Source organism: Achromobacter sp. 2789STDY5608621 (assembly GCF_001299375.1).
Taxonomy (GTDB): domain Bacteria; phylum Pseudomonadota; class Gammaproteobacteria; order Burkholderiales; family Burkholderiaceae_B; genus Achromobacter; species Achromobacter insuavis.
Genome location: NZ_CYTU01000052.1, coordinates 1 through 21,354 on the forward strand (window position 1 = coordinate 1; position 21,354 = coordinate 21,354).

Annotated in this window: 20 protein-coding genes; 7 read left to right on the forward strand and 13 right to left on the reverse strand. The window is 67.5% G+C overall.

From position 1 onward, the window contains the following. Nucleotides 1-382 precede the first annotated feature (382 nt). The 3 genes from AOZ53_RS28560 to AOZ53_RS28570 are packed head-to-tail and all read right to left on the reverse strand — an operon-like array spanning nucleotide 383 to nucleotide 3,593. Nucleotides 383-1,375 (reverse strand): Bug family tripartite tricarboxylate transporter substrate binding protein, encoded by a 993-nt coding sequence (locus AOZ53_RS28560; RefSeq protein ID WP_054432883.1) that lies wholly within the window; start codon nucleotides 1,373-1,375, stop codon nucleotides 383-385. Nucleotides 1,376-1,428: 53 nt separating this feature from the next. Continuing rightward, nucleotides 1,429-2,670, reverse strand: a complete 1,242-nt coding sequence (locus AOZ53_RS28565) for a CaiB/BaiF CoA transferase family protein (protein WP_054490349.1) — start codon at nucleotides 2,668-2,670, stop codon at nucleotides 1,429-1,431. Further along, nucleotides 2,667-3,593 carry a hydroxymethylglutaryl-CoA lyase gene (locus tag AOZ53_RS28570; protein WP_054432881.1) on the reverse strand — a complete coding sequence of 309 codons (927 nt, stop codon included), beginning with the start codon at nucleotides 3,591-3,593 and terminating at the stop codon, nucleotides 2,667-2,669. Before AOZ53_RS28570 ends, AOZ53_RS28565 begins: the two co-directional genes overlap by 4 nt. A 103-nt stretch (nucleotides 3,594-3,696) precedes the next feature. Between AOZ53_RS28570 and AOZ53_RS28575 the strand changes: the two genes are divergently transcribed. The 4 genes from AOZ53_RS28575 to minE all read left to right on the forward strand — a co-directional run bounded on the left by AOZ53_RS28575 (nucleotide 3,697) and on the right by minE (nucleotide 6,645). Further along, a complete protein-coding gene (locus tag AOZ53_RS28575; protein ID WP_054432880.1) occupies nucleotides 3,697-4,428 on the forward strand; it encodes an IclR family transcriptional regulator in 732 nt (243 codons plus the stop codon). A 90-nt stretch (nucleotides 4,429-4,518) separates the two neighbouring features. Beyond that, nucleotides 4,519-5,400: a septum site-determining protein MinC gene (gene minC, locus AOZ53_RS28580; RefSeq protein WP_054432879.1), complete on the forward strand. Its 882-nt coding sequence runs from the start codon at nucleotides 4,519-4,521 to the stop codon at nucleotides 5,398-5,400. A gap of 168 nt (nucleotides 5,401-5,568) precedes the next feature. Continuing rightward, nucleotides 5,569-6,384, forward strand: coding sequence for a septum site-determining protein MinD (gene minD / locus AOZ53_RS28585; RefSeq protein ID WP_035361266.1), 816 nt, complete (start codon nucleotides 5,569-5,571; stop codon nucleotides 6,382-6,384). A gap of 3 nt (nucleotides 6,385-6,387) precedes the next feature. Next, nucleotides 6,388-6,645 (forward strand): cell division topological specificity factor MinE, encoded by a 258-nt coding sequence (minE, locus tag AOZ53_RS28590; protein WP_006393143.1) that lies wholly within the window; start codon nucleotides 6,388-6,390, stop codon nucleotides 6,643-6,645. 133 nt (nucleotides 6,646-6,778) lie between these two features. On the opposite strand, the gene AOZ53_RS28595 is transcribed toward minE, so the two are convergent. The 4 genes from AOZ53_RS28595 to AOZ53_RS28610 form a co-directional block, all read right to left on the reverse strand. Continuing rightward, nucleotides 6,779-7,003: a glycine zipper 2TM domain-containing protein gene (locus AOZ53_RS28595; protein ID WP_006388976.1), complete on the reverse strand. Its 225-nt coding sequence runs from the start codon at nucleotides 7,001-7,003 to the stop codon at nucleotides 6,779-6,781. A gap of 190 nt (nucleotides 7,004-7,193) precedes the next feature. After that, nucleotides 7,194-7,727 carry an isochorismatase family protein gene (locus tag AOZ53_RS28600; protein WP_054432878.1) on the reverse strand — a complete coding sequence of 178 codons (534 nt, stop codon included), beginning with the start codon at nucleotides 7,725-7,727 and terminating at the stop codon, nucleotides 7,194-7,196. An 84-nt stretch (nucleotides 7,728-7,811) separates the two neighbouring features. Further along, nucleotides 7,812-9,485, reverse strand: coding sequence for an energy-dependent translational throttle protein EttA (gene ettA / locus AOZ53_RS28605; RefSeq protein ID WP_006393139.1), 1,674 nt, complete (start codon nucleotides 9,483-9,485; stop codon nucleotides 7,812-7,814). Between the two features lie 79 nt (nucleotides 9,486-9,564). Beyond that, the gene (locus AOZ53_RS28610) at nucleotides 9,565-10,491 is read right to left on the reverse strand and encodes a DMT family transporter (RefSeq protein ID WP_082385803.1); all 927 of its coding nucleotides are present in this window, start codon (nucleotides 10,489-10,491) and stop codon (nucleotides 9,565-9,567) included. Between the two features lie 98 nt (nucleotides 10,492-10,589). Between AOZ53_RS28610 and AOZ53_RS28615 the strand changes: the two genes are divergently transcribed. Continuing rightward, entirely contained in the window at nucleotides 10,590-11,369 is a 780-nt protein-coding gene (locus tag AOZ53_RS28615; protein WP_054432877.1) for an AraC family transcriptional regulator, read from the forward strand. A 129-nt stretch (nucleotides 11,370-11,498) separates the two neighbouring features. Beyond that, complete coding sequence (locus AOZ53_RS28620; protein WP_054432876.1) at nucleotides 11,499-12,020, forward strand: hypothetical protein; 522 nt, start codon at nucleotides 11,499-11,501, stop codon at nucleotides 12,018-12,020. Between the two features lie 482 nt (nucleotides 12,021-12,502). Here AOZ53_RS28620 and AOZ53_RS28625 read toward each other — a convergent pair whose 3' ends face one another. The 6 genes from AOZ53_RS28625 to AOZ53_RS28650 all read right to left on the reverse strand — a co-directional run bounded on the left by AOZ53_RS28625 (nucleotide 12,503) and on the right by AOZ53_RS28650 (nucleotide 18,753). Beyond that, entirely contained in the window at nucleotides 12,503-13,498 is a 996-nt protein-coding gene (locus AOZ53_RS28625) for an ABC transporter ATP-binding protein (RefSeq protein WP_054490351.1), read from the reverse strand. After that, on the reverse strand, nucleotides 13,495-14,475 hold the full coding sequence (locus AOZ53_RS28630) for an ABC transporter ATP-binding protein (protein ID WP_006393133.1): 981 nt from the start codon (nucleotides 14,473-14,475) through the stop codon (nucleotides 13,495-13,497). The genes AOZ53_RS28625 and AOZ53_RS28630 overlap by 4 nt, the downstream gene beginning before the upstream one ends. A gap of 10 nt (nucleotides 14,476-14,485) precedes the next feature. Continuing rightward, entirely contained in the window at nucleotides 14,486-15,400 is a 915-nt protein-coding gene (locus AOZ53_RS28635) for an ABC transporter permease (RefSeq protein WP_054432874.1), read from the reverse strand. Next, nucleotides 15,400-16,389, reverse strand: a complete 990-nt coding sequence (locus AOZ53_RS28640; RefSeq protein WP_054416501.1) for an ABC transporter permease — start codon at nucleotides 16,387-16,389, stop codon at nucleotides 15,400-15,402. Before AOZ53_RS28640 ends, AOZ53_RS28635 begins: the two co-directional genes overlap by 1 nt. Nucleotides 16,390-16,455: 66 nt before the next feature. Next, complete coding sequence (locus AOZ53_RS28645) at nucleotides 16,456-18,027, reverse strand: ABC transporter substrate-binding protein (protein WP_054432873.1); 1,572 nt, start codon at nucleotides 18,025-18,027, stop codon at nucleotides 16,456-16,458. Nucleotides 18,028-18,258: 231 nt separating this feature from the next. Continuing rightward, entirely contained in the window at nucleotides 18,259-18,753 is a 495-nt protein-coding gene (locus AOZ53_RS28650; protein ID WP_054432872.1) for a MarR family winged helix-turn-helix transcriptional regulator, read from the reverse strand. 371 nt (nucleotides 18,754-19,124) lie between these two features. Between AOZ53_RS28650 and AOZ53_RS28655 the strand changes: the two genes are divergently transcribed. Continuing rightward, the gene (locus AOZ53_RS28655) at nucleotides 19,125-21,350 is read left to right on the forward strand and encodes an indolepyruvate ferredoxin oxidoreductase subunit alpha (RefSeq protein ID WP_054433080.1); all 2,226 of its coding nucleotides are present in this window, start codon (nucleotides 19,125-19,127) and stop codon (nucleotides 21,348-21,350) included. Nucleotides 21,351-21,354: the final 4 nt, after the last annotated feature.

Sequence of the window (21,354 nt, forward strand, 5' to 3'; positions counted from 1 at the left end):
TCGTAGGCCGCGCCTCGCGCGGCGGGTCGGGGGGCGGGCGCGCCCACGATTGCGGTCCGGAGCGTTCGCTCCGGACTTGCCTAGGCGGCCCCCCCCCGTCGTCATCTTCGTCCAGGCCTGCGGCCTTCCCTTCAGATTCCCTCGGGCGCATCGAGGTTGCGCCCGCCCCCGACCCGCCGCGCGAGGCGCTACCTGGGTAAAGAATTGAGGCGCTGCTGGGCCTTGGGGTTCCGGAGAGGGTTGCGGGGCCCGCCAAAATCGGCCGCGCGGGCGGCCGGTTTTGGCATACGTGGTGTCTGGCGTTGGGGCGATGGGCGCTGCGCGGAGGGGGGCGTGGCGATTGCTTTTTTTTGGGGGGGGCGGACGCCCCCCCCGCCCTCTTTCAGTCCAGTTTGATGTTGGCGGCCTTTACTACGTCGGCCCACTTGGCGGTTTCGCTTTTCATGTAGGCCTCGAAGTCGGCGGGGGTGCCGCCCAGGGGTTGGCTGCCTTCGTCTTCCAGGCGCTTGATGACGGCGGGTTCCTTGAGGACGGCCTGCATGCGGGCGTTGAGCTGGTTGACCATGTCGGGGGACATGCCGGCGGGGCCGACCAGGCCGGTCCAGGCGGAGGCTTCGAAGCCGGGGTAGCCGGATTCGGCGACGGTGGGGACGTCGGGCAAGGCGGCCAGGCGGGCGTTGGAGGTGACGGCCAGGGCGCGCAGCTTGTTGGCGGCGAGCAGGGGGAAGGCGGTCTGCGGGGTGATGAAGTAGAGGTCGGTCTGGCCGCCGACCAGGTCGGTGACGGCGGGGCCGGCGCCCTTGTAGGGGACGTGCAGGAACTCGACGCCGGCGCGGCGCGCGAGCATGACGCCGGACATGTGGCCGATGGTGCCGTTGCCGGCGGAGGCCAGGCGCAACGCGGCGGCGGGCTTTTTCCTGGCGTCGTCGACGAGGTCGGCGAGGGTCTTGTAGGGCGAGTCGGCGCGCACCACCAGGACCACCGGCTGGGCCGCGACCAGGCCGACCAGGGTGAAGTCCTTTTTCGGGTCGAAGGGCATCTTCGGATACAGCGCGGGGTTGATCGCGAGGTTGGCGGCCTGGCCCATGCCGACGGTGTAGCCGTCGGGCTGGGCGCGGGCCACGTAGTCCATGCCGATGTTGCCGGTGGCGCCGGGCTTGTTCTGCACCACCAGGTTCCAGCCGGTGGCCACGCCCAGGCGCTCGGCCAGAAGGCGGCTGACGACGTCGGTGCCGCCGCCCGGCGGCATCGGCACGACCAGGTTGATGGGGCGTTCGGGATAGGCGGCGATGGCGGGCGCGGCGCCGGCCAGGGTGGCGACGGCGATCGCGGCCGCGGCCAGGCGGCGCGGCAAGAGGCGCGAGAGGGCATGCATGAGTTGTCTCCAGAGGGGATATATATCGGGCGGGACGGCCGGGGCCGACAGGGTTAGTTCACAGGCCCCACGACGCCTGCTTCGGTCAGGGCCGCGATCTGCGTCGCGCTCAGCCCCAGGGTTTCCAGCAACTGGGCGCCATGCGCGCCCAATGCCGGGGGATCGATACGCACGCCGGGGCGGCGGCCGCCCAGCGTGATGGGCAGCAGCGGCACCTTGGCATGCGCGTTGACCGCCCCGCTGCCCGCACCGTCTTGCGGCAGGGCGATCTCGGCCAGGCCGCCGGTGGCGGCCAGGTGCGGATCGTCGAACAGGTCCTGCGGCTTGGCGATGGGCGCGTAAGGCAGGCCGTGCGCCTCGAAGCGGGCGGCGATGGCGGCGGCCGGCTCGGACGCCAGGCGTTCGCGCAGGATCGGCATGAGCCAGGCGCGGGCCTCGACACGGTCGTTGTTGCCCGCCAGGCGCGCGTCGGCGGCCAGGTCGGCGAAGCCGAAAGCGTCGCAGAACAGCTTCCACTGGGTGTCGGACACCACGGCCAGGAAGATCTGTTCGCCGTCCTTGACGGTGAAGACGTCGTACACCGCCCACGCCGATATGCGACTGGGCATGGGCGCGGCGGGCTTGCCGGTGACGGCGTACTGCATCATGTGATGGCCGACCAGGAACACGTTGTTCTCGAACAGCGCGCTCTGCACTTCCTGGCCGCGGCCGGTGCGCTGGCGCTCGAGCAGCGCGGCCATGGCGCCCATGGCGCCGAACATGCCGCCCATGATGTCGTTGACGGCCGCGCCCGCCCGCAGGGGGCGGCCTTCGGGGCCGGTCATGTAGGCCAGGCCGCCCATCATCTGCACCACCTCGTCGAGCGCGGTGCGGTGCTGGTAGGGACCAGGCAGGAAGCCCTTGTGCGAGACGTAGATCAGGCGCTCGTTCAGCTTCGACAGCGTGGCGTAGTCCAGCCCCAGGCGCGCCATGGTGCCGGCCTTGAAGTTCTCGCTGACGATGTCGGCGGTGGCGATCAGCTTGAGCACCAGTTCGATGCCGCGCGGATCCTGCAGGTTGACCGGCAGGCTCTTCTTGTTGCGGTTGAACATGGTGAAGAAGCCCGCGCCCGAGCCTTTCAGGCGGCGCGTGTTGTCGCCCTGCACCGGTTCGATCTTGATGACCTCGGCGCCCAGGTCGGCCAACATCATGCCGCAGGTGGGGCCCATCACCATGTGGGTGAATTCGACAACCCGAATGCCCGTCAGCGGCAGGGCCGGTTCGGCGCTGGCCGGATGGGGGTCATGCGTACTCATGCGGCCTCCCGCGCGTAGGTGAATCCTTTCGGCAGGCCCGCGTCGGGCAAGTGGCCGTACAGCGCTTCGCCCGGCAACCCGTCGCGCAGCGCGGCGCGGGCCGCCATCAGCGCGTCGACGTCGATGCCGGTATCCAGGCCCATCGACTCCAGCAGGAACACCAGGTCCTCGGTGACGATGTTGCCGGAGGCGCCGGGCGCGTAGGGGCAGCCGCCCAGGCCGCCCTGGCTGGCGTCGAAGGTGTCGACGCCGACCTCCAGCGCCGCCACCACGTTGGCCAGTCCCTGGCCGCGGGTGTTGTGGAAATGGGCGCCGCCGGCGCGCGCGCCCAGTTCGGCGCGCAGCGCCTTGAACAGGCGCCCGACCTGCGCCGGATTGGCGTAGCCGGTGGTGTCCGACAGCCCGACCTCGTCGACGCCCAGCTGCGCCATGGCCACGGCCATGCGCAGCGTGTCGGCTTCCGGCACCTGGCCGGCCAGGGTGCAGCCGAAGGCGGTCGACAGACCGGCCTCGAGTTTCACGCCGGGATGGCGGGCGTCGCGCAGCGCCACCACGGCCGCGACTTCGTCACGCATCTGCGCGTGGGTCTTGCGCACGTTGGCCAGGGAATGGGCCTCGCTCACCGACACCGGCAGCGTGACCTTGGCCGCGCCGGCCTCGAAGGCGGCCTGCGCGCCGCGCAGGTTCGGCGCCAGCGCCGCGACGTGCAGGCCGGGCAACTGGCGCGCGCCGGCCACCACCTCGGCGGCATCGGCCATCTGCGGCAGCAGCTTGGGCGGCACGAACGAGCAGACCTCGATTTCGCGCAGGCCGGCCGCCGCCAGCGCGCCGATCCAGCGCAGCTTGGCGGGCGTGGACATGACGGCGGCGATGCTCTGCAACCCATCCCGGGGGCCGACCTCGCTGACTAGAATCTGGGGCATTGACTTTCTCCTTAGCGTTCTATAAGATAGAACGACGTTCTATAAATTATTCCCCATCCGGATTCCGGGTGTCAACCCTGCCTGTCCGAAAGGCCGTTTCGCCATGCCCAGAAAAGCCAGCCAGCCCTCCCTCGCCGACCAGCACGCCGCGCCCGGCGGCGCCGCCGCGGTCGATCGCGCGCTGTCGGTGCTGTCCGCCTTCCGCACGGGCGACACCGCCCTGACCCTGGCGGAACTGGCCGAGCGCACCCAGCTCTACAAGAGCACCGTGCTGCGCCTGCTGGCCTCGCTGGAACACGGCCGCCTGGTGCAGCGCAGCGCGGACGGCCACTACACGCTGGGCGCGGAGATCGCGCGGCTGCACGCCGTGTATGCGGCGTCGTTCTCGCTGGAAGGGGTGGTGATGCCGGTACTGCGGGAACTGACCCGCGTGACCCGCGAAAGCGCCGCGTTCCACGTGCGCCAGGGCGACCATCGCCTGTGCCTGTACCGGGTGGATTCGCCGCAGCCGGTGCGCGACCACATCAAGGCCGGCGACCTGCTGCCGCTGGAACGGGGCGCGGGCGGACGCGTGCTGATGGCCTTCGCCGGCGCGGCCGGCGAGCCGTACGAGACCATCCGCCACAGCGGCGTGGTGGTGCTGGAGGGTGACCGCATGCCCGAGCTGTCCGGCATCTCGGCGCCGGTCTTCAATGAAACGGGGGCCCTGGCCGGCGCCGTCACGCTGACCATGCCCACGCCGCGGCTGCAACGCGAACATGCGGCGCTGGTGGTGGCCGCCGCCGCCGAAGCCACCCGCAACCTGGGGGGTTTTTACCCTTGGCCGAACGATTGAACGGGGCCCGGGCGGGTTATCATGCCCGACATTCCGCAGCCGGTTGCGCGCGCCCCTTCCAGGCGCCCCGAACCGCCAGCCCCAATCAAGATGAACACTGAATCCCTAGCCCTGGACTTCAAGAGCGCCACCCTGTATGCGATCCGGGTGGTCCTGCACAGCGCCGACCCCGAACGCCTGAACGCCGCGCTGGCCAAGCGCATGGCCGACGCCGGCAGCTTCTTCGAGAACGAGCCCGTGGTGATCGACGCCAGCCGCGTCGAGGAAGCCATCGACTGGGCCGCGCTGGTCGGCGCCTTGCGCGGGCACAACCTGCCGCCCATCGGCGTGGTGGCCGAAGGCGCCAACCTGGCCGCGGCCCGCGCCGCGGGCCTGACGCCGGTGGAGCTGTCCACCCCGGCCGCGCGTCCGGCGCAGGTGATCGACACCGCCCCGCCCAACGACGTCGCCACGCCGGTGCCGTCGGTGCCGGCCGCCGCCGTCGAGATCGCGCCCGCGCCCACCACGGCTGCCGAAGCGCCGGCCGAAAAGGCCGCCGAACCCGCCACGCCCAAGAGCGCGGCCGAACCGCTGCCCGAGCGCGCCGCCGCCAGCACCACGTCGGCCGCCAGCCCGACGCCGGCCGCGCCGCAATCGTCGTCGGCCCTGGTCATCACCCGCCCGCTGCGTTCCGGCCAGCGCGTCTACGCGCGCCACACCGACCTGGTCGTGATCGGCATGGTCAGCCAGGGCGCCGAAGTCATCGCCGACGGCAACGTGCACGTGTACGGACCGCTGCGCGGCAAGGCCATGGCCGGCGCGCGCGGCGACACCTCGGCGCGCATCTTCACCACGCATCTGGATGCCGAGCTGCTGGCCGTGGCCGGCGTCTATCGCGTGGTCGAGGACAAGCTCGACCGCTCGCTGCACAACCAGCCCGCGCTGGTGCGCCTGGATGGCGATACCTTGCGCATCGAGGCCCTGAAAGCCTGAGCGGGCCGGCCTCTGGCAAGACCGCGCCAGGCTCGGAACGGTCTTGCATCGACAGACTCTGTTTACCTTGAACGGGCGGTGCCCGTTCAACACATTCTGTAAGAAGCCTTACACGGGCTTTTTGCTTTACGATAACGCGATTTATTCGAACATAAGGGTTTGATCGTCATGACACGCATTGTTGTGGTGACTTCCGGCAAAGGCGGCGTGGGCAAAACCACGACGAGCGCCAGTTTTTCCGCGGGCCTCGCGATGCGGGGCCACAAGACCGCTGTCATCGACTTCGACGTCGGCCTGCGCAATCTCGACCTCATCATGGGCTGCGAGCGTCGCGTGGTGTACGACTTCGTCAATGTGATCCAGGGTGAAGCCACGCTCAACCAGGCGCTGATCAAGGACAAGCAGCTTGAAAACCTGTTCATCCTGCCCGCCTCGCAGACGCGCGACAAGGACGCGCTGACGCAGGAAGGCGTGGAAAAGGTCATCAACGACCTGAAGGAAATGGGCTTCGACTACATCGTCTGCGACTCGCCCGCCGGCATCGAGACGGGCGCGCTGATGGCGGCCTATTTCGCCGACGACGCGCTGGTCGTGACCAACCCCGAAGTCTCGTCGGTGCGCGACTCCGACCGCATCCTGGGCATCCTGGCGGCCAAGTCCAAGCGCGCCGTCGAAGGCGGCGACCCGGTCAAGGAATTCCTGCTGCTGACGCGCTACAACCCCAAGCGCGTGGTCGACGGCGAGATGCTGTCGCTGGGCGACATCGAGGACATCCTGCGCATCAAGCTGATCGGCGTCATCCCCGAGTCCGAAGCCGTGCTGCAGGCCTCGAACCAGGGCCTGCCGGCCATCCACCTGAAAGATACCGACGTGTCCGAGGCCTACAAGGACGTCGTGGCCCGCTACCTGGGCGAAGACAAGGCCCTGCGCTTTACCGACTACGAAAAGCCGGGTTTCCTGAAACGCCTGTTCGGAGGCAAGTAAGCAATGTCCTTCCTGTCGTTTCTGCTTGGTCAAAAGAAAACATCCGCTTCCGTCGCCAAGGAACGGTTGCAGATCATCCTGGCCCACGAGCGGGGCCGTGGCGACTCGCCCGACTACCTGCCGCAGTTGCAGCAGGAACTCATCGCGGTGATTTCCAAATACGTGAAGATCAACCCCGAGGACATCAAGGTGCACCTGGAACGCCAGGACACCCTCGAAGTGCTGGAAGTGAAGATCGAGATGCCGCAAAGCGAATCCTGACGCGTTTTCCGCGCGCCGCTGGCCGGCGCCGGATCCGCACGCGATGCGCGCAAAAAAACGCCCGGCAATGCCGGGCGTTTTCGCATTTGGGCTCAGCGCGCCAGCCTGCGCTGGCGACCGCCTGGTTCGCGGCTTAGTGCTTGCCCACCTGATCGCCGATGACGCCGCCGATGGCCGCGCCGCCCACCGTGCCGAGAATGCCGCCGTTGGTGATGACGGCACCCGCCACGCCGCCGAGCGCCGCACCGCCCACCGTGCTTTTCTGGCGATGGCTCATGCTATCCCACGACGAGCAACCCGCCATGGCGGCGGCCATGGCAACAGCGACACAGATTTTGGAAAGAGATGCGATTTTCATGATGAGGCTCCTATTCTTGTCCCCGGGGTCGCACCAAGATCCAGACGCGAGCGCACGATGCCCCTTGTGGGTTTAGAGCCTTCAGGATCGCAAAATATCCCGTCCCGCGCTGTGAAGTTTGCCCAGGAATTGTGTCAAACGGCGAGGGAATCTTTGCGCTTCCCAGGGACAGTGTTGCTGGAACGGACCGCTATTTGACCAGACGTAACACGTCGCGGAAGCGCGCATGCTCGCAGGTCTCCATCCACTCGAAAATCGCCATCTCCGTGGTCACGATCTCGGCGCCGTGGGCGCGCGCGCGGCGCAGCGCGGCATGGTGGTCGGACGGCTTGCGCGAACCCGCCGCGTCGGCCACCAGCACCGCCTTGTAACCCAGTTCGGTCAAACCGATGACGGTCTGCAACACGCAGATGTGGGCCTCGCAGCCGGTCACCAGCACCGTCTTGCGCGCCGCCGGCAGCCACGCATCGAAGCCGCGCTCGCGCGCCGCGGAGAAGTGCATCTTCTGGAACGTGGACTGCACCAGTTCGGCGAGCGGCGCCACCGTGACGCCCAGCATCTTGCTGTGATGCTCGGTGGCCACCACCGGCACCTCCAGCAGCCGCGCGGCCTGCGCCAGCTTGGCGTTGGCGGCCAACACCGCGTCGCCGTCGTGGATCACGGGCATCAGGCGGCCCTGCATGTCGACGATGAGCAGCGTGGAATCGGAGGCTTGCAGCAGCATGGGGGGACTCCTGGAATATTGGGAACCGCTTGAAAAAAACCCGGCACGCAATGGCCGGGTTTTCGGACTGCCAGTCAGGCCAGCTTACTTCAATGCCTTGTAGCGCAGGCGCTTGGGCTTGGCGCCCTCTTCGCCCAGGCGGCGCTTCTTGTCGGCTTCGTACTCCTGGTAGTTGCCATCGAAGAACACCACTTGCGAATCGCCTTCGAAGGCCAGGATGTGCGTGGCGATACGGTCCAGGAACCAGCGATCGTGGCTGATGACCATGACGCTGCCGGGGAACTCCAGCAGCGCGTCTTCCAGCGCGCGCAGCGTTTCGACGTCGAGGTCGTTGGACGGTTCGTCCAGCAGCAGCACGTTGCCGCCGGCGATCAGCGTCTTGGCCATGTGCAGGCGGCCGCGTTCACCGCCCGACAGCTGGCCGACCACCTTGTTCTGGTCGCCGCCCTTGAAGTTGAAGCGCCCCAGATAGGCGCGCGAGGACATCTCGAACTTGCCCACGGTCAGCAGGTCGGCGCCGTCGGCGACCGCGTCGAACACGGTCTTCTTGTCTTCGAGCGCGTCGCGCGACTGATCGACGTAGGCCAGCTTGACGGTCTGGCCGATCTTCACTTCGCCCGAATCCGGCTGCTCGCGGCCCGCGATCATGCGGAACAGCGTCGACTTGCCGGCGCCGTTGGCGCCGATGATGCCGACGATGGCGCCGGCCGGGATCTTGAAGCTGAGGTTGTCGATCAGCAGGCGGTCGCCGTAGGCCTTGCTGACGTTGTTGAACTCGATGACCTCGTTGCCCAGGCGCTCGCCCACCGGAATGAAGATTTCCTGGGTTTCGTTGCGCTTCTGGTATTCGTAGGACGACAGTTCCTCGAAGCGGGCCAGGCGCGCCTTGGCCTTGGCCTGGCGGCCCTTCGGGTTCTGGCGCACCCACTCCAGTTCCTTCTTGATGGTCTTCTGGCGGGCCGACTCGGACGACTCTTCCTGCTTGAGGCGGTCTTCCTTCTGTTCCAGCCACGAGCTGTAGTTGCCCTTCCAGGGGATGCCGTAGCCGCGGTCCAGTTCGAGGATCCACTCGGCGGCGTTGTCCAGGAAGTAGCGATCGTGGGTCACGCCCACGACGGTGCCCGGGAACTTGTGCAGGAACTGTTCCAGCCACTCGACGCTTTCGGCATCCAGGTGGTTGGTGGGTTCGTCCAGCAGCAGCATGTCGGGCTTGGACAGCAGCAGGCGGCACAGCGCCACGCGGCGCTTTTCACCGCCGGACAGGTTGCCGACGATGGCATCCCAGGGCGGCAGGCGCAGCGCGTCGGCGGCGATTTCCATCTGGTGTTCGATGTCGTCGGCGCCGCTGGAGGCGGCGGCGGCGATGATGGCTTCCAGCTCGGCCTGCTCGGCGGCCAGCGCGTCGAAGTCGGCGTCCGGCTCGGCGTAGGCCGCGTAGACCTCGTCCAGGCGCTTCTTGGCGGTGACCACCGCGCCCAGGCCTTCCTCAACCGCCTGGCGCACCGTGTGCTCGGGGTTGAGCTGCGGCTCCTGCGGCAGGTAGCCGATGTTCAGGCCCGGCATGGGGATGGCTTCGCCCTCGATTTCGCGATCCACGCCCGCCATGATCTTCAGCAGCGTCGACTTGCCCGAGCCGTTCAGGCCCAGCACGCCGATCTTGGCGCCAGGAAAAAACGAAAGCGAGATGTCACGCAGGATCTGCCGCTTGGGCGGCACGATCTTGCCGACGCGGTTCATGGTGTAGACGTATTGGGCCATGGGCTCGTATAGGGTAAGAAAGCTGATGAATCGTTGATTGTAGGCCGGAACCCGGACAGGCGTGCGACAGGCGGCCGTTCTACGACGCGGCCCGCGCCCGCCGCCAGCCGGCGAACGGCGCCCGCATCTGCGCCAGCATCACCCCGGCCAGCGCCATCGCGCCGCCGATGATGTGAAAGAGATGCGGCTTCTCGTCCAGGAACACCGCCGCGATCGCCACCGTGCCCACCGGCATCAGGTTCAGAAACACGCTGGCGCGGTTCGGCCCCAGGTGCCGCACGCCCTGCATCCACAGGAACGGCGCGAACAGCGACGGGAACACCCCGGCATAGAGCACCAGCGGCAGGTTGTCGCCATTGATGGGCGAGGCGGGCGCCATCAGGAACCCCGGCAGCTGGAACAGCACGCCGAACGCCACCTGCACGTACAGCGACACCCACGGCCCGACAGGCAGGCCCCAGCGGCGCAGCAGCACTCCGTAGAGCGCGTAGGCCAGCGCGGCCACGCCCATCAGCACGTCGCCATGGTTGGCGCCCACCGACAGCAACCGCGTCGGATCGCCCTCGCCGATCAGCAGCGCCAGGCCCGCCAGCGACAGCAGGCCGCCCAGCAGCGCCAGCGCCGACGGCCGCTCGCGCAGCACCAGCGCCCCCACCGCGATCGTCAGCAGCGGGATCATCGCGGTGATGATGCCCATGTTGGTCGCCGTCGTGCTGCCGGCCGCCACATAGGCCAGGCCCTGGTACAGCGCCATGCCCAGCCCGCCCAGCACCGCGAACTTGGGCAGGTAGGGCCACACCAGGCGGCGCTGGCGCCACAGGCCGGGCAGCGCGAACGGCGTCAGCAGCACGCCCGCCAGGGTCCAGCGGTAGAAGCCGATGACCGCCGGCGAGATCAGGCCGGCCGCCATCTTGGTCACGATCATGTTGACCGACCAGATCAGCGCCGCCAGCAGCGGGAACATCAGGTAGCGGGCCGGGGTGGCGGGAGAATCTGCGCGCGTCATGGAAATACTGCCAAGCATGGAAAACAAGCGGCCAGTGTAGGAGCTGTCCGACTCGCTGTATATAATGAAAAACCGACAATTCCACGCGAACTTCGGACATGGCCCCCTTTCCCGACCTTGGCCCCGGCAGGCCCTATCCCCTGGCCTGCCGCATCCTGCACTTCCTGCCGAAATCCAGCATCCAGCGCCATCGCTCGCCCTGGGGCGAATTGAATTTCGCCCTCTCGGGCATCATGGAAATCGGCATCGAGGACACGACCTACCTGTCGCCGCCCCACTACGCCATCTGGATCCCGCCGCAGGTCCCCCATTGCTGCCAGAACCAGGCCGAAGTGCATTACGCCTGCATCGACGTCCCCGCCGCCGCCTGCGCCACCCTGCCCGCCACGCCCTGCACGCTGGAAATCAGCCCGGTCATGCGCGCCGTGCTGGCCGACTTCGAACGGCGCGGCGTCGCCTATCCGGATACGCCCGAAGACCGGCGCCTGGCGCAGGTCGTGATCGACCAGATCCGCGTGGCCCGCGCCTACGCCAGCTATCTGCCGTCCACCCACGACGCCACGCTGGCGCCGATTCTCGCGGCCCTGCAGCGCCAGCCTGGCGACAAGCGCGGCGCGGCCCACTGGGCCGCCACCGCCGGCATCACCGAGCGCACCCTGCTGCGCCACTGCCAGCAGCACCTGGGCATGCCCTTCAACGAATGGCGCCAGCGCCTGCGCGTCGTCAGCGCGCTGGAGATGCTCGATGCCGGCCATCCGGTGCAAACCGTGGCGCGCGAACTCGGCTACAGCACCCCGTCCGCCTTCATCGCCATGTTCCAGCGCCTGACCGGCCAATCCCCCGACAGCGCCCGCAAACGTCCCGCCGCGCCGGCCTGACATCCCGCCACGCCGCGCCTGGATGCATCGTCATCCAAGCGCCCGATGCAAGCCTCGCGTGATCGCGAGACAATAGCGTCTGTTTTTTCGTAACGCCGTCCCCGCGGCATCATCGCGCCAGGAACCCCCATGTCCGCCTCCGCCACGCCCCCGCCTTCCCTGACCCACTTCAGCGCGACCGAACTCGACATGCTGGCCAAGACCGCGGACGCCCTCAGCGCCTACCTGGGCAAGCCCGTCCTGGCCGAAGTCGTGCTGGGAGAAGAAGGCACCGAATGGGTCACCTATGGCGTGCCCATCGACGAAAACGCCGAGCCCGACGAAGAGCAGACCCACGTCCAGCTGGGCGGCCCCGGCGCCCGCCTCCTGGGCAACCGCGGCGGCCTGCCCCCGACCGGCGACGACACCTACGACTGCCTCTACCTCTGGGCCATCCAGATCTCACTGAACGAAGGCGAACGCTTCATCAAGCTCGACCACGACGGCGAAGAATCCGCCTGGTCCGACACCCTGGAAGACGTCCTCCCCTTCGCCCTGACCGAGGAACCCCTGCCCGATCCGGACGAGGAAGACGAAGAAGACGACGACGAGGACGAAGACGACGCCCACGACCACCCCCACGACCACAACGACCCCGGCCACCGCCACTGAACCGGAAGGCAGGCGGCAGGCCCCAATGAGCCGCCCGCCACCAAGCAAAAAGGGCTTCCCAAAAGAAGCCCTTTGCCAAAACCACTCCCCCGCGACACCGCCCCGCCAAAAAACCGGCAAGCCGGCAAGCCAGCACCGCATCGACGTCCCACCCCTCAGACGCTGCAACGGGCCGCCCGCGCGGCCCCGTGGCAGCAGCCCCGCAAGACCCTCTCCCCCCACGACAGTGCCGGCAAACACGCCAAGCACACCAGTCGCCCCAGCACCCGTCATGAGCCGCTGAAGCAAGTCTGTCGCGGCGGGCGGCGGGGTGTGCGGGGCGTGTAGATGCGCCCAAGGGAATCCGTAGGGAGCCGAAGGCGGACGAGGATGACGCAGGGGCAGTCCGGAGCGAAGGCTCCGGACCGCAATCGTAGCCCCGCACACCCCGCCGCCCGCCGCGACAGACGCCTCAAGAACTCAACAAACTGCCCACACTGGAATCACCCCGCAATCCGCCCCTCCTCCACCGCATGGCAAGCCACAACCGCCCCCCCCGCCATCCGCCCCACAGGCGCCTCCGCCCTGCACCGCTCATTCGCATGCGGACACCGAGGATGAAACGTGCACCCCGACGGCGGATTCAACGGATTCGGCACTTCCCCCGCCACCGCCGTGCGCGGCTTCCCGGTCCCATCGATATCCGGAATCGCCTCCAGCAGCATCCGCGTATACGGATGCCGCGGCCGCGCGAACAGCTCATCGCGCGGCGCCACCTCCACCATCCGCCCCAGATACATCACCCCGACCCGATCGGCCACGTGATGCACCACCGCCAGATTGTGCGAGATGAACAGGTAGGTCAGTCCCAGCTCGCGCTGCAGATCCTTCATCAGGTTCAGCACCTGCGCCTGCACCGACACATCCAGCGCCGACGTCGGCTCGTCGCACACCAGGAACTCCGGATTCACCGCCAGCGCCCGCGCGATCGAAATGCGCTGGCGCTGCCCGCCCGAGAACTGATGTGGATAGCGGCTCTGGTCGGCCGGATCCAGCCCCACCTGCTTGAGCAGATCGCCGACCCGCGCCGTGCGCTCGGCCGGCGTCATCTTCGTGTGCGTCAGCATCGGCTCGGCAATGATGCGGCCGACCCGCCAGCGCGGATTCAGGCTCGCATACGGATCCTGGAAGATCATCTGCAGCCGCTTGCGCAGCTCGCGCCCGCCCGGCTCCGACATGCGCGACAACGGTTGGCCGTCGAAGCGGATGTCGCCGCGGGTCAGGCCATACAGCCCCACCAGCATGCGCGCCACCGTCGACTTGCCGCAGCCCGACTCGCCCACCAGCGCCAGCGTCTCGCCGCGCTTGATCTCGAACGACACGCCGTCCACCGCGCGCAGCATCACCCGCGGCTTGCCCGCCAGCTTGCGCTCCAGCCAGGGCGGCGACACATCGAACCAGCGCGCCGCGTCCTTCACTTCCACCAACGGCGTGCTCATGTGGCCACCTCGACTTCGTTTTCATGCAACCAACAGGCCGCGCGGGACGTGCCCGCCGGCATCAGCTCGGGCCGGTCCTGGCCGCAGCGCGGCAGGCGCCGCCCGCAGCGCGGATTGAAGGCACAGCCCGGCGGAATCGCGTTCAGCCGCGGCATGCTGCCGTCGATCTGCACCAGCCGCTCGGAATGTCCCTGCAGCGACGGGATCGATCCCATCAGCCCCGTCGTATACGGATGGCGCGGCTGGTGGATGACGTCGCGCACGGGGCCGATCTCGGCCACGCGTCCCGCGTACATCACCGCCACGCGGTCCGCCGTTTCCGCGATCACGCCCATGTCGTGCGTGATCAGCATCACCGCCGTGCCCTGTTCGCGGCACAGGCGCTTGAGCAGCTCGATGATCTGCGCCTGGATCGACACGTCCAGCGCCGTGGTCGGCTCGTCCGCCACCACCAGCTTGGGCTCGGCCGCCAGCGCCAGCGCGATCACCACTCGCTGCCGCATGCCGCCCGAGAACTGGTGCGGATAGTGGTCGATGCGCTCGCGCGCCGCCGGGATGCCGGTGGCCGCCAGCAGCTCGACCGCGCGGTTGCGCGCCTGCGACCAGCTCATGTCCAGGTGCGTCACGATGGTCTCGGCCAGTTGCCGGCCCACCGTGTACAGCGGATTCAAGGAGGTCAGCGGGTCCTGGAACACCGCTCCGATCTCGCGGCCGCGCACGCGGCGCATCTGCTCGTCGGGCAGGTTGTCGATGCGCCGGCCCGCCAGCAGGATCTCGCCGGCCGCGATGCGGCCGGGCGGTTCCAGCAGGCCGATGATCGACGCGCCGGTCAGCGACTTGCCGGCGCCCGATTCCCCCACCACGCCCAGGACTTCGCCCGCCTGGATCGAAAAGGACACGTCGTCCAGGGCGCGTAGCGTGCCGCGGCGCGTCGGAAACTCGACGCGCAGATTGCGGACTTCAAGTAATGCGCTCATGGGTATATCTCTAATTCAGGCGTGGATTCAATGCGTCGCGCAGCCAGTCACCCAGCAGGTTGACCGACAGCACCAGCAGCACCAGCGCCGCGCCCGGGAAGATGGTGATCCACCATTCGCCGGAAAACAGGAAATCGTTGCCGATGCGGATCAGCGTGCCCAGCGACGGCGCCGTCGGCGGCACCCCCACCCCAAGGAACGACAGCGTCGCCTCGGTGATGATGGCGGTCGCCAGGTGCACGGTGGCCAGCACCAGCACCGGCCCCAGCACGTTGGGCAGCACGTGGCGGAACATGATCACGGGCGAGGCCACGCCGATCACGCGCGCCGCCTGCACGTACTCGCGGTTCTTCTCCACCAGGGTCGAGCCGCGCACCGTGCGCGCGTACTGCGGCCAGCCGGCCAGTGCGATGGCGCCGATCAGCACCGGGAACGCGATGATCTCGTGCAGCTCGCGCGGCACCGCCGCGCGCGCCACGCCGTCGATCAGCAGCGCGATCAGGATCGCCGGGAACGACAGCTGCACGTCGGCGATCCGCATGATGAAGGCATCGATGCGCCCGCCCGCGTACCCCGAGATCAGCCCCAGCACGATGCCGATCAGCATCGACAGCAGCACCGAGGCCAGGCCGATCAGCAGCGACACGCGGGTGCCGTACAGAATCGCCGAATACAGGTCGCGGCCCTGGCTGTCGGTGCCCAGCAGATAGGTCGACTGGCCGTTGGGCGACCAGGCCGGCGGCAGCAGCGCGTCCAGCAGTTCGACCTTGGTCAGGTCGAACGGATTGTGCGGCGCCACCCAGCCGGCCCCGAAGGAGCCGATCAGCAGGGCTGCCAGCAGCACGGTGGCGACGATGGCCACGGGGGCCCGGCGCCAGGCCCAGGCAATATCGCTGTCCCACCAGCGTTTCATAACGGCACGCATCAGTGGCCACCTCCGCCGCGGGTCAGCCCGGAGCGCAGGCGCGGGTCCACGACAAAATACAGAAGATCGACGATCAGGTTGATCACCACGAACACCAGCGCGATCAGGCACAGGTACGCGGCCATCACCGGCACGTCGGCGAATTGCACCGCCTGGATGAACAGCAGCCCCATGCCGGGCCACTGGAACACCGTCTCGGTCACGATGGCGAAGGCGATGATGCCACCCAGCTGCAGGCCGGTGATGGTGATGACGGGCACCATGGTGTTCTTGAGCGCGTGGCCGAAATGGATGGCGCGACGCTTCAGGCCGCGGGCGCGGGCGAACTTGATGTAGTCCGAACGCAGCACCTCCAGCATTTCCGAACGCACCAGCCGCAGCACCAGGGTCATCTGGAACAGCGACAGCGTGATCGACGGCAGGATCAGGTGCTTCCAGCCATTCGCGGTGAACAGGCCGGAGGTCCACCAGCCCAGCGCCACGGTATCGCCGCGGCCGTAGCTGGGCAGCCAGCCCAGCTGCACCGAGAACACCAGGATCAGCAGGATGCCGATCAGGAAGGTCGGCAACGACACGCCCAGCAGCGAGCCGGCCAGCAACAACTGCGACAGCAGGCTGTTGCGCTTGAGCGCGGTATACACGCCCAGCGGCACGCCCACCACCAGCGCCAGCAGGGCCGCCACCAGGGACAGCTCCAGCGTGGCCGGCAGGCGCGATTTGAGCAGGGTCGAGACCGGTTCGCTCTGGCGCAGGGAAATGCCGAAATTGCCTTGCGCGGCGTTGGCCACGAAGTGGCCGAACTGGACGATGGCGGGCTCGTTCAGCCCCAGGCGCTCACGCAGTTCGATGCGCTCGGCATCGGTGGCGTCCTGCCCCAGCATGATGGTGACAGGGTCGCCGACGTATTGAAAAAGCACGAAGGCCAGTAGCGCGACGGTGAGCATCACCGCTACGGCCTGCAACAGGCGACGCAGTATGAAAGCAAACATAGGCGGGAAAGGCAAAACGGCGAAGCCCCGCGGGGCTTCGCTGTCTGATTAGCCGGAAGGGCGGGGTCAGTCGACCTTGACCCAGTCGGCAACGAGGCGGTTGTCCGCGCGGTGGATCACCGACACGTTCTTGCGCATGGCCCAGGGGATGACCTGGTCATGCAGCGGGATGTGGCCGAATTCCTGGGCGTGGACTTCCAGCACCTTGCGGATGTCGGCGTCGCGCTTGGCCACGTCGGTTTCCGTCTTGATGCGGTCGATGACCGCGTCCAGGTCCTTGTTGCTGTAGTTGCCCAGGTTGTACATGCCGTCCGCGCCCTCGCCCTTGGTGCGGATCAGGTTCTGCAGCGTGTACATGGCGTCGAACGTCGGCACGCCCCAGCCGAACAGGTAGGCGCTGGTGTCGGAGTTCTGCACCTTGGGGAAGTAGGTCGAACGCGGCATGGCGTTCATGGTCGCCTTCACGCCCACCTTGGCCCACATGCCGACCACGGCCTGGCAGATGGCCTCGTCGTTGATGTAGCGGTTGTTGGGACAGTCCAGCGTGAAGTTCAGGGTGCCGTCATAGCCGGCATCCTTGAGCAGGGCGCGGGCCTTCTCGGGATCGTAGGGCACGCGCTTGTGCAGCGATTCGGCCCAGCCGTGGACCTGCGGCGCGATCATGGTGCCGGTGGGCGCCGACAGGCCGCGCATCACGGCGCGCTTGATGGCGTCGACGTCGATGGCGCGGTACAGCGCTTCGCGCACGCGGATGTCCTGGAACGGGTTCTTGCCCTTGATGCTGGAGTACTGCAGCTCGGGACGCTTCTGGTCCAGGCCCAGGTAGATGGTGCGGTATTCGTTGCCCTCGACCACCTTGGCCGACTGGCGCAGGCGGTCCAGGTCCTGGGCGGCCGGATCCAGCACGAAGTCGATCTCGCCGGACAGCAGCGCGGCGGTGCGGGTGGCGTTCTGCTTGATCGGGGTGAACACCACTTCGGTCACGTTGCCGACCTTGTTGGCCTGGTTCCACCAGCCCTTGTTCTCTTCGAACACGGTGCGCACGTCGACTTCGCGCGACTTCAGCTTGTACGGGCCGGTGCCGTTGGTGTTGCGGGCGCCGAAGGTCTCTTCCTTGTTGACGAAGTCCTGCGGCTTGGCGATGTTGTTCTTCTCCGACCAGGCCTTGTTCATGATGAACACGTTGGGCAGCTGGCGCAGCAGCACCGGGTTGGGCGCCGAGGTCTCGATCTCGACCGTCAGGTCGTCGATCTTGCGCGCTTCCTTGATGCCGGTGGTGTAGGCCTTGTAGTTCGAGGTGGGCGCCATGGCGCGGTGCACCGAGAACACCACGTCGTCGGCCGTGAAGGCGGCGCCGTCGTGGAACTTGACGCCGGGGCGCAGCTTGAAGCGGTACAGCGTGGGCGAAACCTGCTCCCACTCGGTTGCCAGGCGCGGCACCACCTTGAAGTCCTTGTCGTAGTCCACCAGCGGTTCATAGACGTAGCTGTTGGCGGCAATCGTCATGCCTTCGTTCTGCGAGTGCGGATCAAAGGTGAGGATGTCGCCCTGGGCGGCCCAACGGAAGGTCTTGGCCTGCCCGATCGAGGGCACGGCCACGGCGGCGGCGATCGCGATGGCAATCAAAGTGCGGCGCATAGGTTTAACTCCTGACTATAGTCTGAATACCGGCGCGATATTGCCTAGGCCCAAGACCCGCGTCAATTAAGGGTTTATGCGTACCGGAGGGGGTTTTCAGAGGAGAAACATATTTAGGGACGTATAAAAATATGACAAAAAAATCGATCATCCCTTGATATAAACACTGTTCGCCCGGCCGGACCGGCCGCCATACCGGCGCCAGCCCCGTCCGGCGCGGCCGGAGCGCCCCTATTCGTCGGCGTCCAGCGGCAGGTCGAGCGGCACGTGCTCGGCCATCAGGCGCCGCAGCATGTCGATCAGCAGCGCCGCCTGGTCCTCGCCGAACGGCGCCAGCACCGCCTTCTGGTGCTGCATGGCCTGCTCGCACAGCGCGCCGATCAGGTGGCGGCCCTTGGTGGTGATGACCACGCGCGTCTGGCGGCGGTCGGCGCGCACGCCGCTGCGCGCCACCAGCCCCTCGGTCTCCATGCGCTGCACCACCTTGCTGAGCGTCGGCTGCTTGGTGATCGCCAGCACCGCCAGGTCGCCGATGGTCTCGCCGGCGCTGCCCTCCAGGCTGGCCAGCACCCGCCATTCGGTGACCGACAGGCCGGCGGCCTTCACCTGCTGGTGGAACTCCGCCGAGATGCGCTGGCTGGCCTGCGCCAGCAGGTAGGCCAGGTAGTCGTCGACGAACCGCGCGCCACTGGCCTGGGTCCCGTTGCCCTGCTTGTCCGACCGCATGTTGTTCCGCTCCCACGCATCAATAGTGAATAGACGACCCGAGGCCGGCAGGCGCATTGCACCACGGCGGCGCAAACGCGCGCCATGACGCGGCGCAATGCTGTTGCGCAGCACAGGGTATACCCCGAATCGCGACCCGTTTTTGCACCATGAAAGCGCCTTTTCAGCGCCTTCAGGCTAGAGGACAACCAGTATATACACCCTTGTTTTCGCGTGATATTTTTTTGATTCCATGAAATTTCATCTTTTTTGTTGACAGCTAAAACGTTGACTCCTAAAGTATTTTTCAGAGCGAAATTTCGTGACATGGGCGTGCTGCGCAGCAGCATGGCTTCGGGACCCGGATGCCGGTCCGCGTGGAGGAGTTCGAGATGGCTGAAAGGTCTTTCAAGAAAGAAGTCCAGCAGTTGCGCATCGGCGCGGGCGAGGAGTTCCGCGGCGAGGGGATTCTCGCGGTCACCAAGGCGCTGCTGCAGTCCGGCGTGGGCTATGTCGCGGGCTACCAGGGCTCGCCCATCTCGCACCTGATGGACGTGCTGGCCGACGCCAACGACATCCTGCAGGAACTCGGCGTGCACTTCGAGGCCAGCGCCTCGGAAGCCACCGCCGCCGCCACGCTGGCCGCCTCGGTCATGTACCCGATCCGCGGCGCGGTCACCTGGAAATCCACCGTCGGCACCAACGTCGCCTCCGATGCGCTGGCCAACCTGGCCTCGGGCGGCGTCACCGGCGGTTCGCTCATCATCGTCGGCGAGGACTACGGCGAAGGCTCGTCCATCATGCAGGAACGCTCGCACGCGTTCGCCATGAAATCGCAGATCTGGCTGCTCGATCCGCGCCCCAACCTGGAAAGCATGGTCAAGGCGGTGGAAGACGGCTTCGCGCTGTCGGAGGCCAGCAAGACGCCGGTGATGCTGCAACTGCGCATCCGCGGCTGCCACGTGCACGGCCGCTTCATCGCCAAGGACAACCAGCGGCCGGCGTTCTCGCTGGCCCAGGCGCTGGAAAGCCCGGCGCGCGACACCAGCCGCATCGTGCTGCCGCCGGCCTCGTTCCTGCACGAGCAGGAAAAGATCAAGGAGCGCTGGCCCGCCGCCATCCGCTATATCAAGGAACACAAGCTCAACGAGCACTTCGACGGCGACCAGGACGACATCGGCCTGATCCTGCAGGGCGGCCTGTACAACGGCGTGATCCGTTCGCTGCAATTGCTGGGCCTGGCCGACAACTTCGGCAACAGCCGCATCCCGCTGTACGTGATGAACGTGGCCTACCCCGTCATCGAGGACGAGGTCATCGACTTCTGCCGCGGCAAGCGCGCCGTGCTGCTGCTGGAGGAAGGCCAGCCCGACTACCTGGAACAGGCCCTGCACGCGGTGCTGCGCAAGGCCGGCGTCGATACGAAACTGTCCGGCAAGGACGTGTTGCCGATGGCCGGCGAATACACCACCCAGGTGATGCGCGACGGCCTGCGTGAATTCCTCAAACGCGAACGCCCCGAATCGCTGCAGACCCATCCGGCCGTGGCCGCCGACGCCGGCGCCGCCGAGCCCGCGCTGCAGGTCACCGAGATCACGCGGCCCAAGCCCGCGCCGCGTCCGGCCGAGCAGCCCATCACCTTCCACAAGCACGTCGCGGAACTGGCCGCCGTGGTGCCGCCCCGCCCGGCCGGCTTCTGTACCGGCTGTCCGGAGCGGCCGATCTTCTCGGCCCTGACGCTGGCGCAGGAAAAGCTGGGCCAGCACCATATCTCCTGCGACATCGGCTGCCACCTGTTCTCGATCCTGCCGCCGTTCAACCTGGGCGCGACCACCATGGGCTACGGCCTGGGCGCGTCCAGCGCCGCGGCCTTCAACGTGCCGGCGGCCAAGCGGCCCATCTCGATCATGGGCGACGGCGGCTTCTGGCACAACGGCCTGGCCTCGGGCATCGGCAACGCGGTGTTCAACAAATACGACGGCGTCATCGTCATCGTCGACAACTTCTACGCCTCGGCCACCGGCGGGCAGGACATCCTGTCCTCGCGCGCCGAGAATCCGGACCGCTCCACTAACAATCCCATCGACCAGGCCGTGCGCGGCGTGGGCGTGAAGTGGGTGCGCACGCTGGACCGCACCTACGACGTGGCCAAGGTGCGCGCCACCATCGAAGAAGCGCTGACCACCGACATCAAGGGCCCCAAGGTCATCATCGCCCAGTCGGAATGCATGCTGAACAAGCAGCGCCGCATCAAGCCGCTGTTCAACCAGGCGGTCAAGGCGGGCAAGCGCGTGGTCAAGGAACGCTTCGGCGTCGACCCCGACGTCTGCACCGGCGACCACGCCTGTATCCGGCTGTCCGGCTGCCCGTCCCTGACGGTCAAGGACAGCGGCGATCCCCTCAAGGAAGATCCGGTCGCCCACGTCGAGAGCAGCTGCGTCGGCTGCGGCAACTGCGGCGAAGTGGCGCACGCCGCCGTGCTGTGCCCGTCCTTCTACCGCGCCGACATCGTCCACAATCCCAGCGGCCGCGACCGTTTCCTGGCGCGCCTGCGCCAGGGCGTGATCGGCTACCTGCAGCGCCGCCGCGAAGCGCGCCTGGCCAAATTCGCCCTGTGAGGAC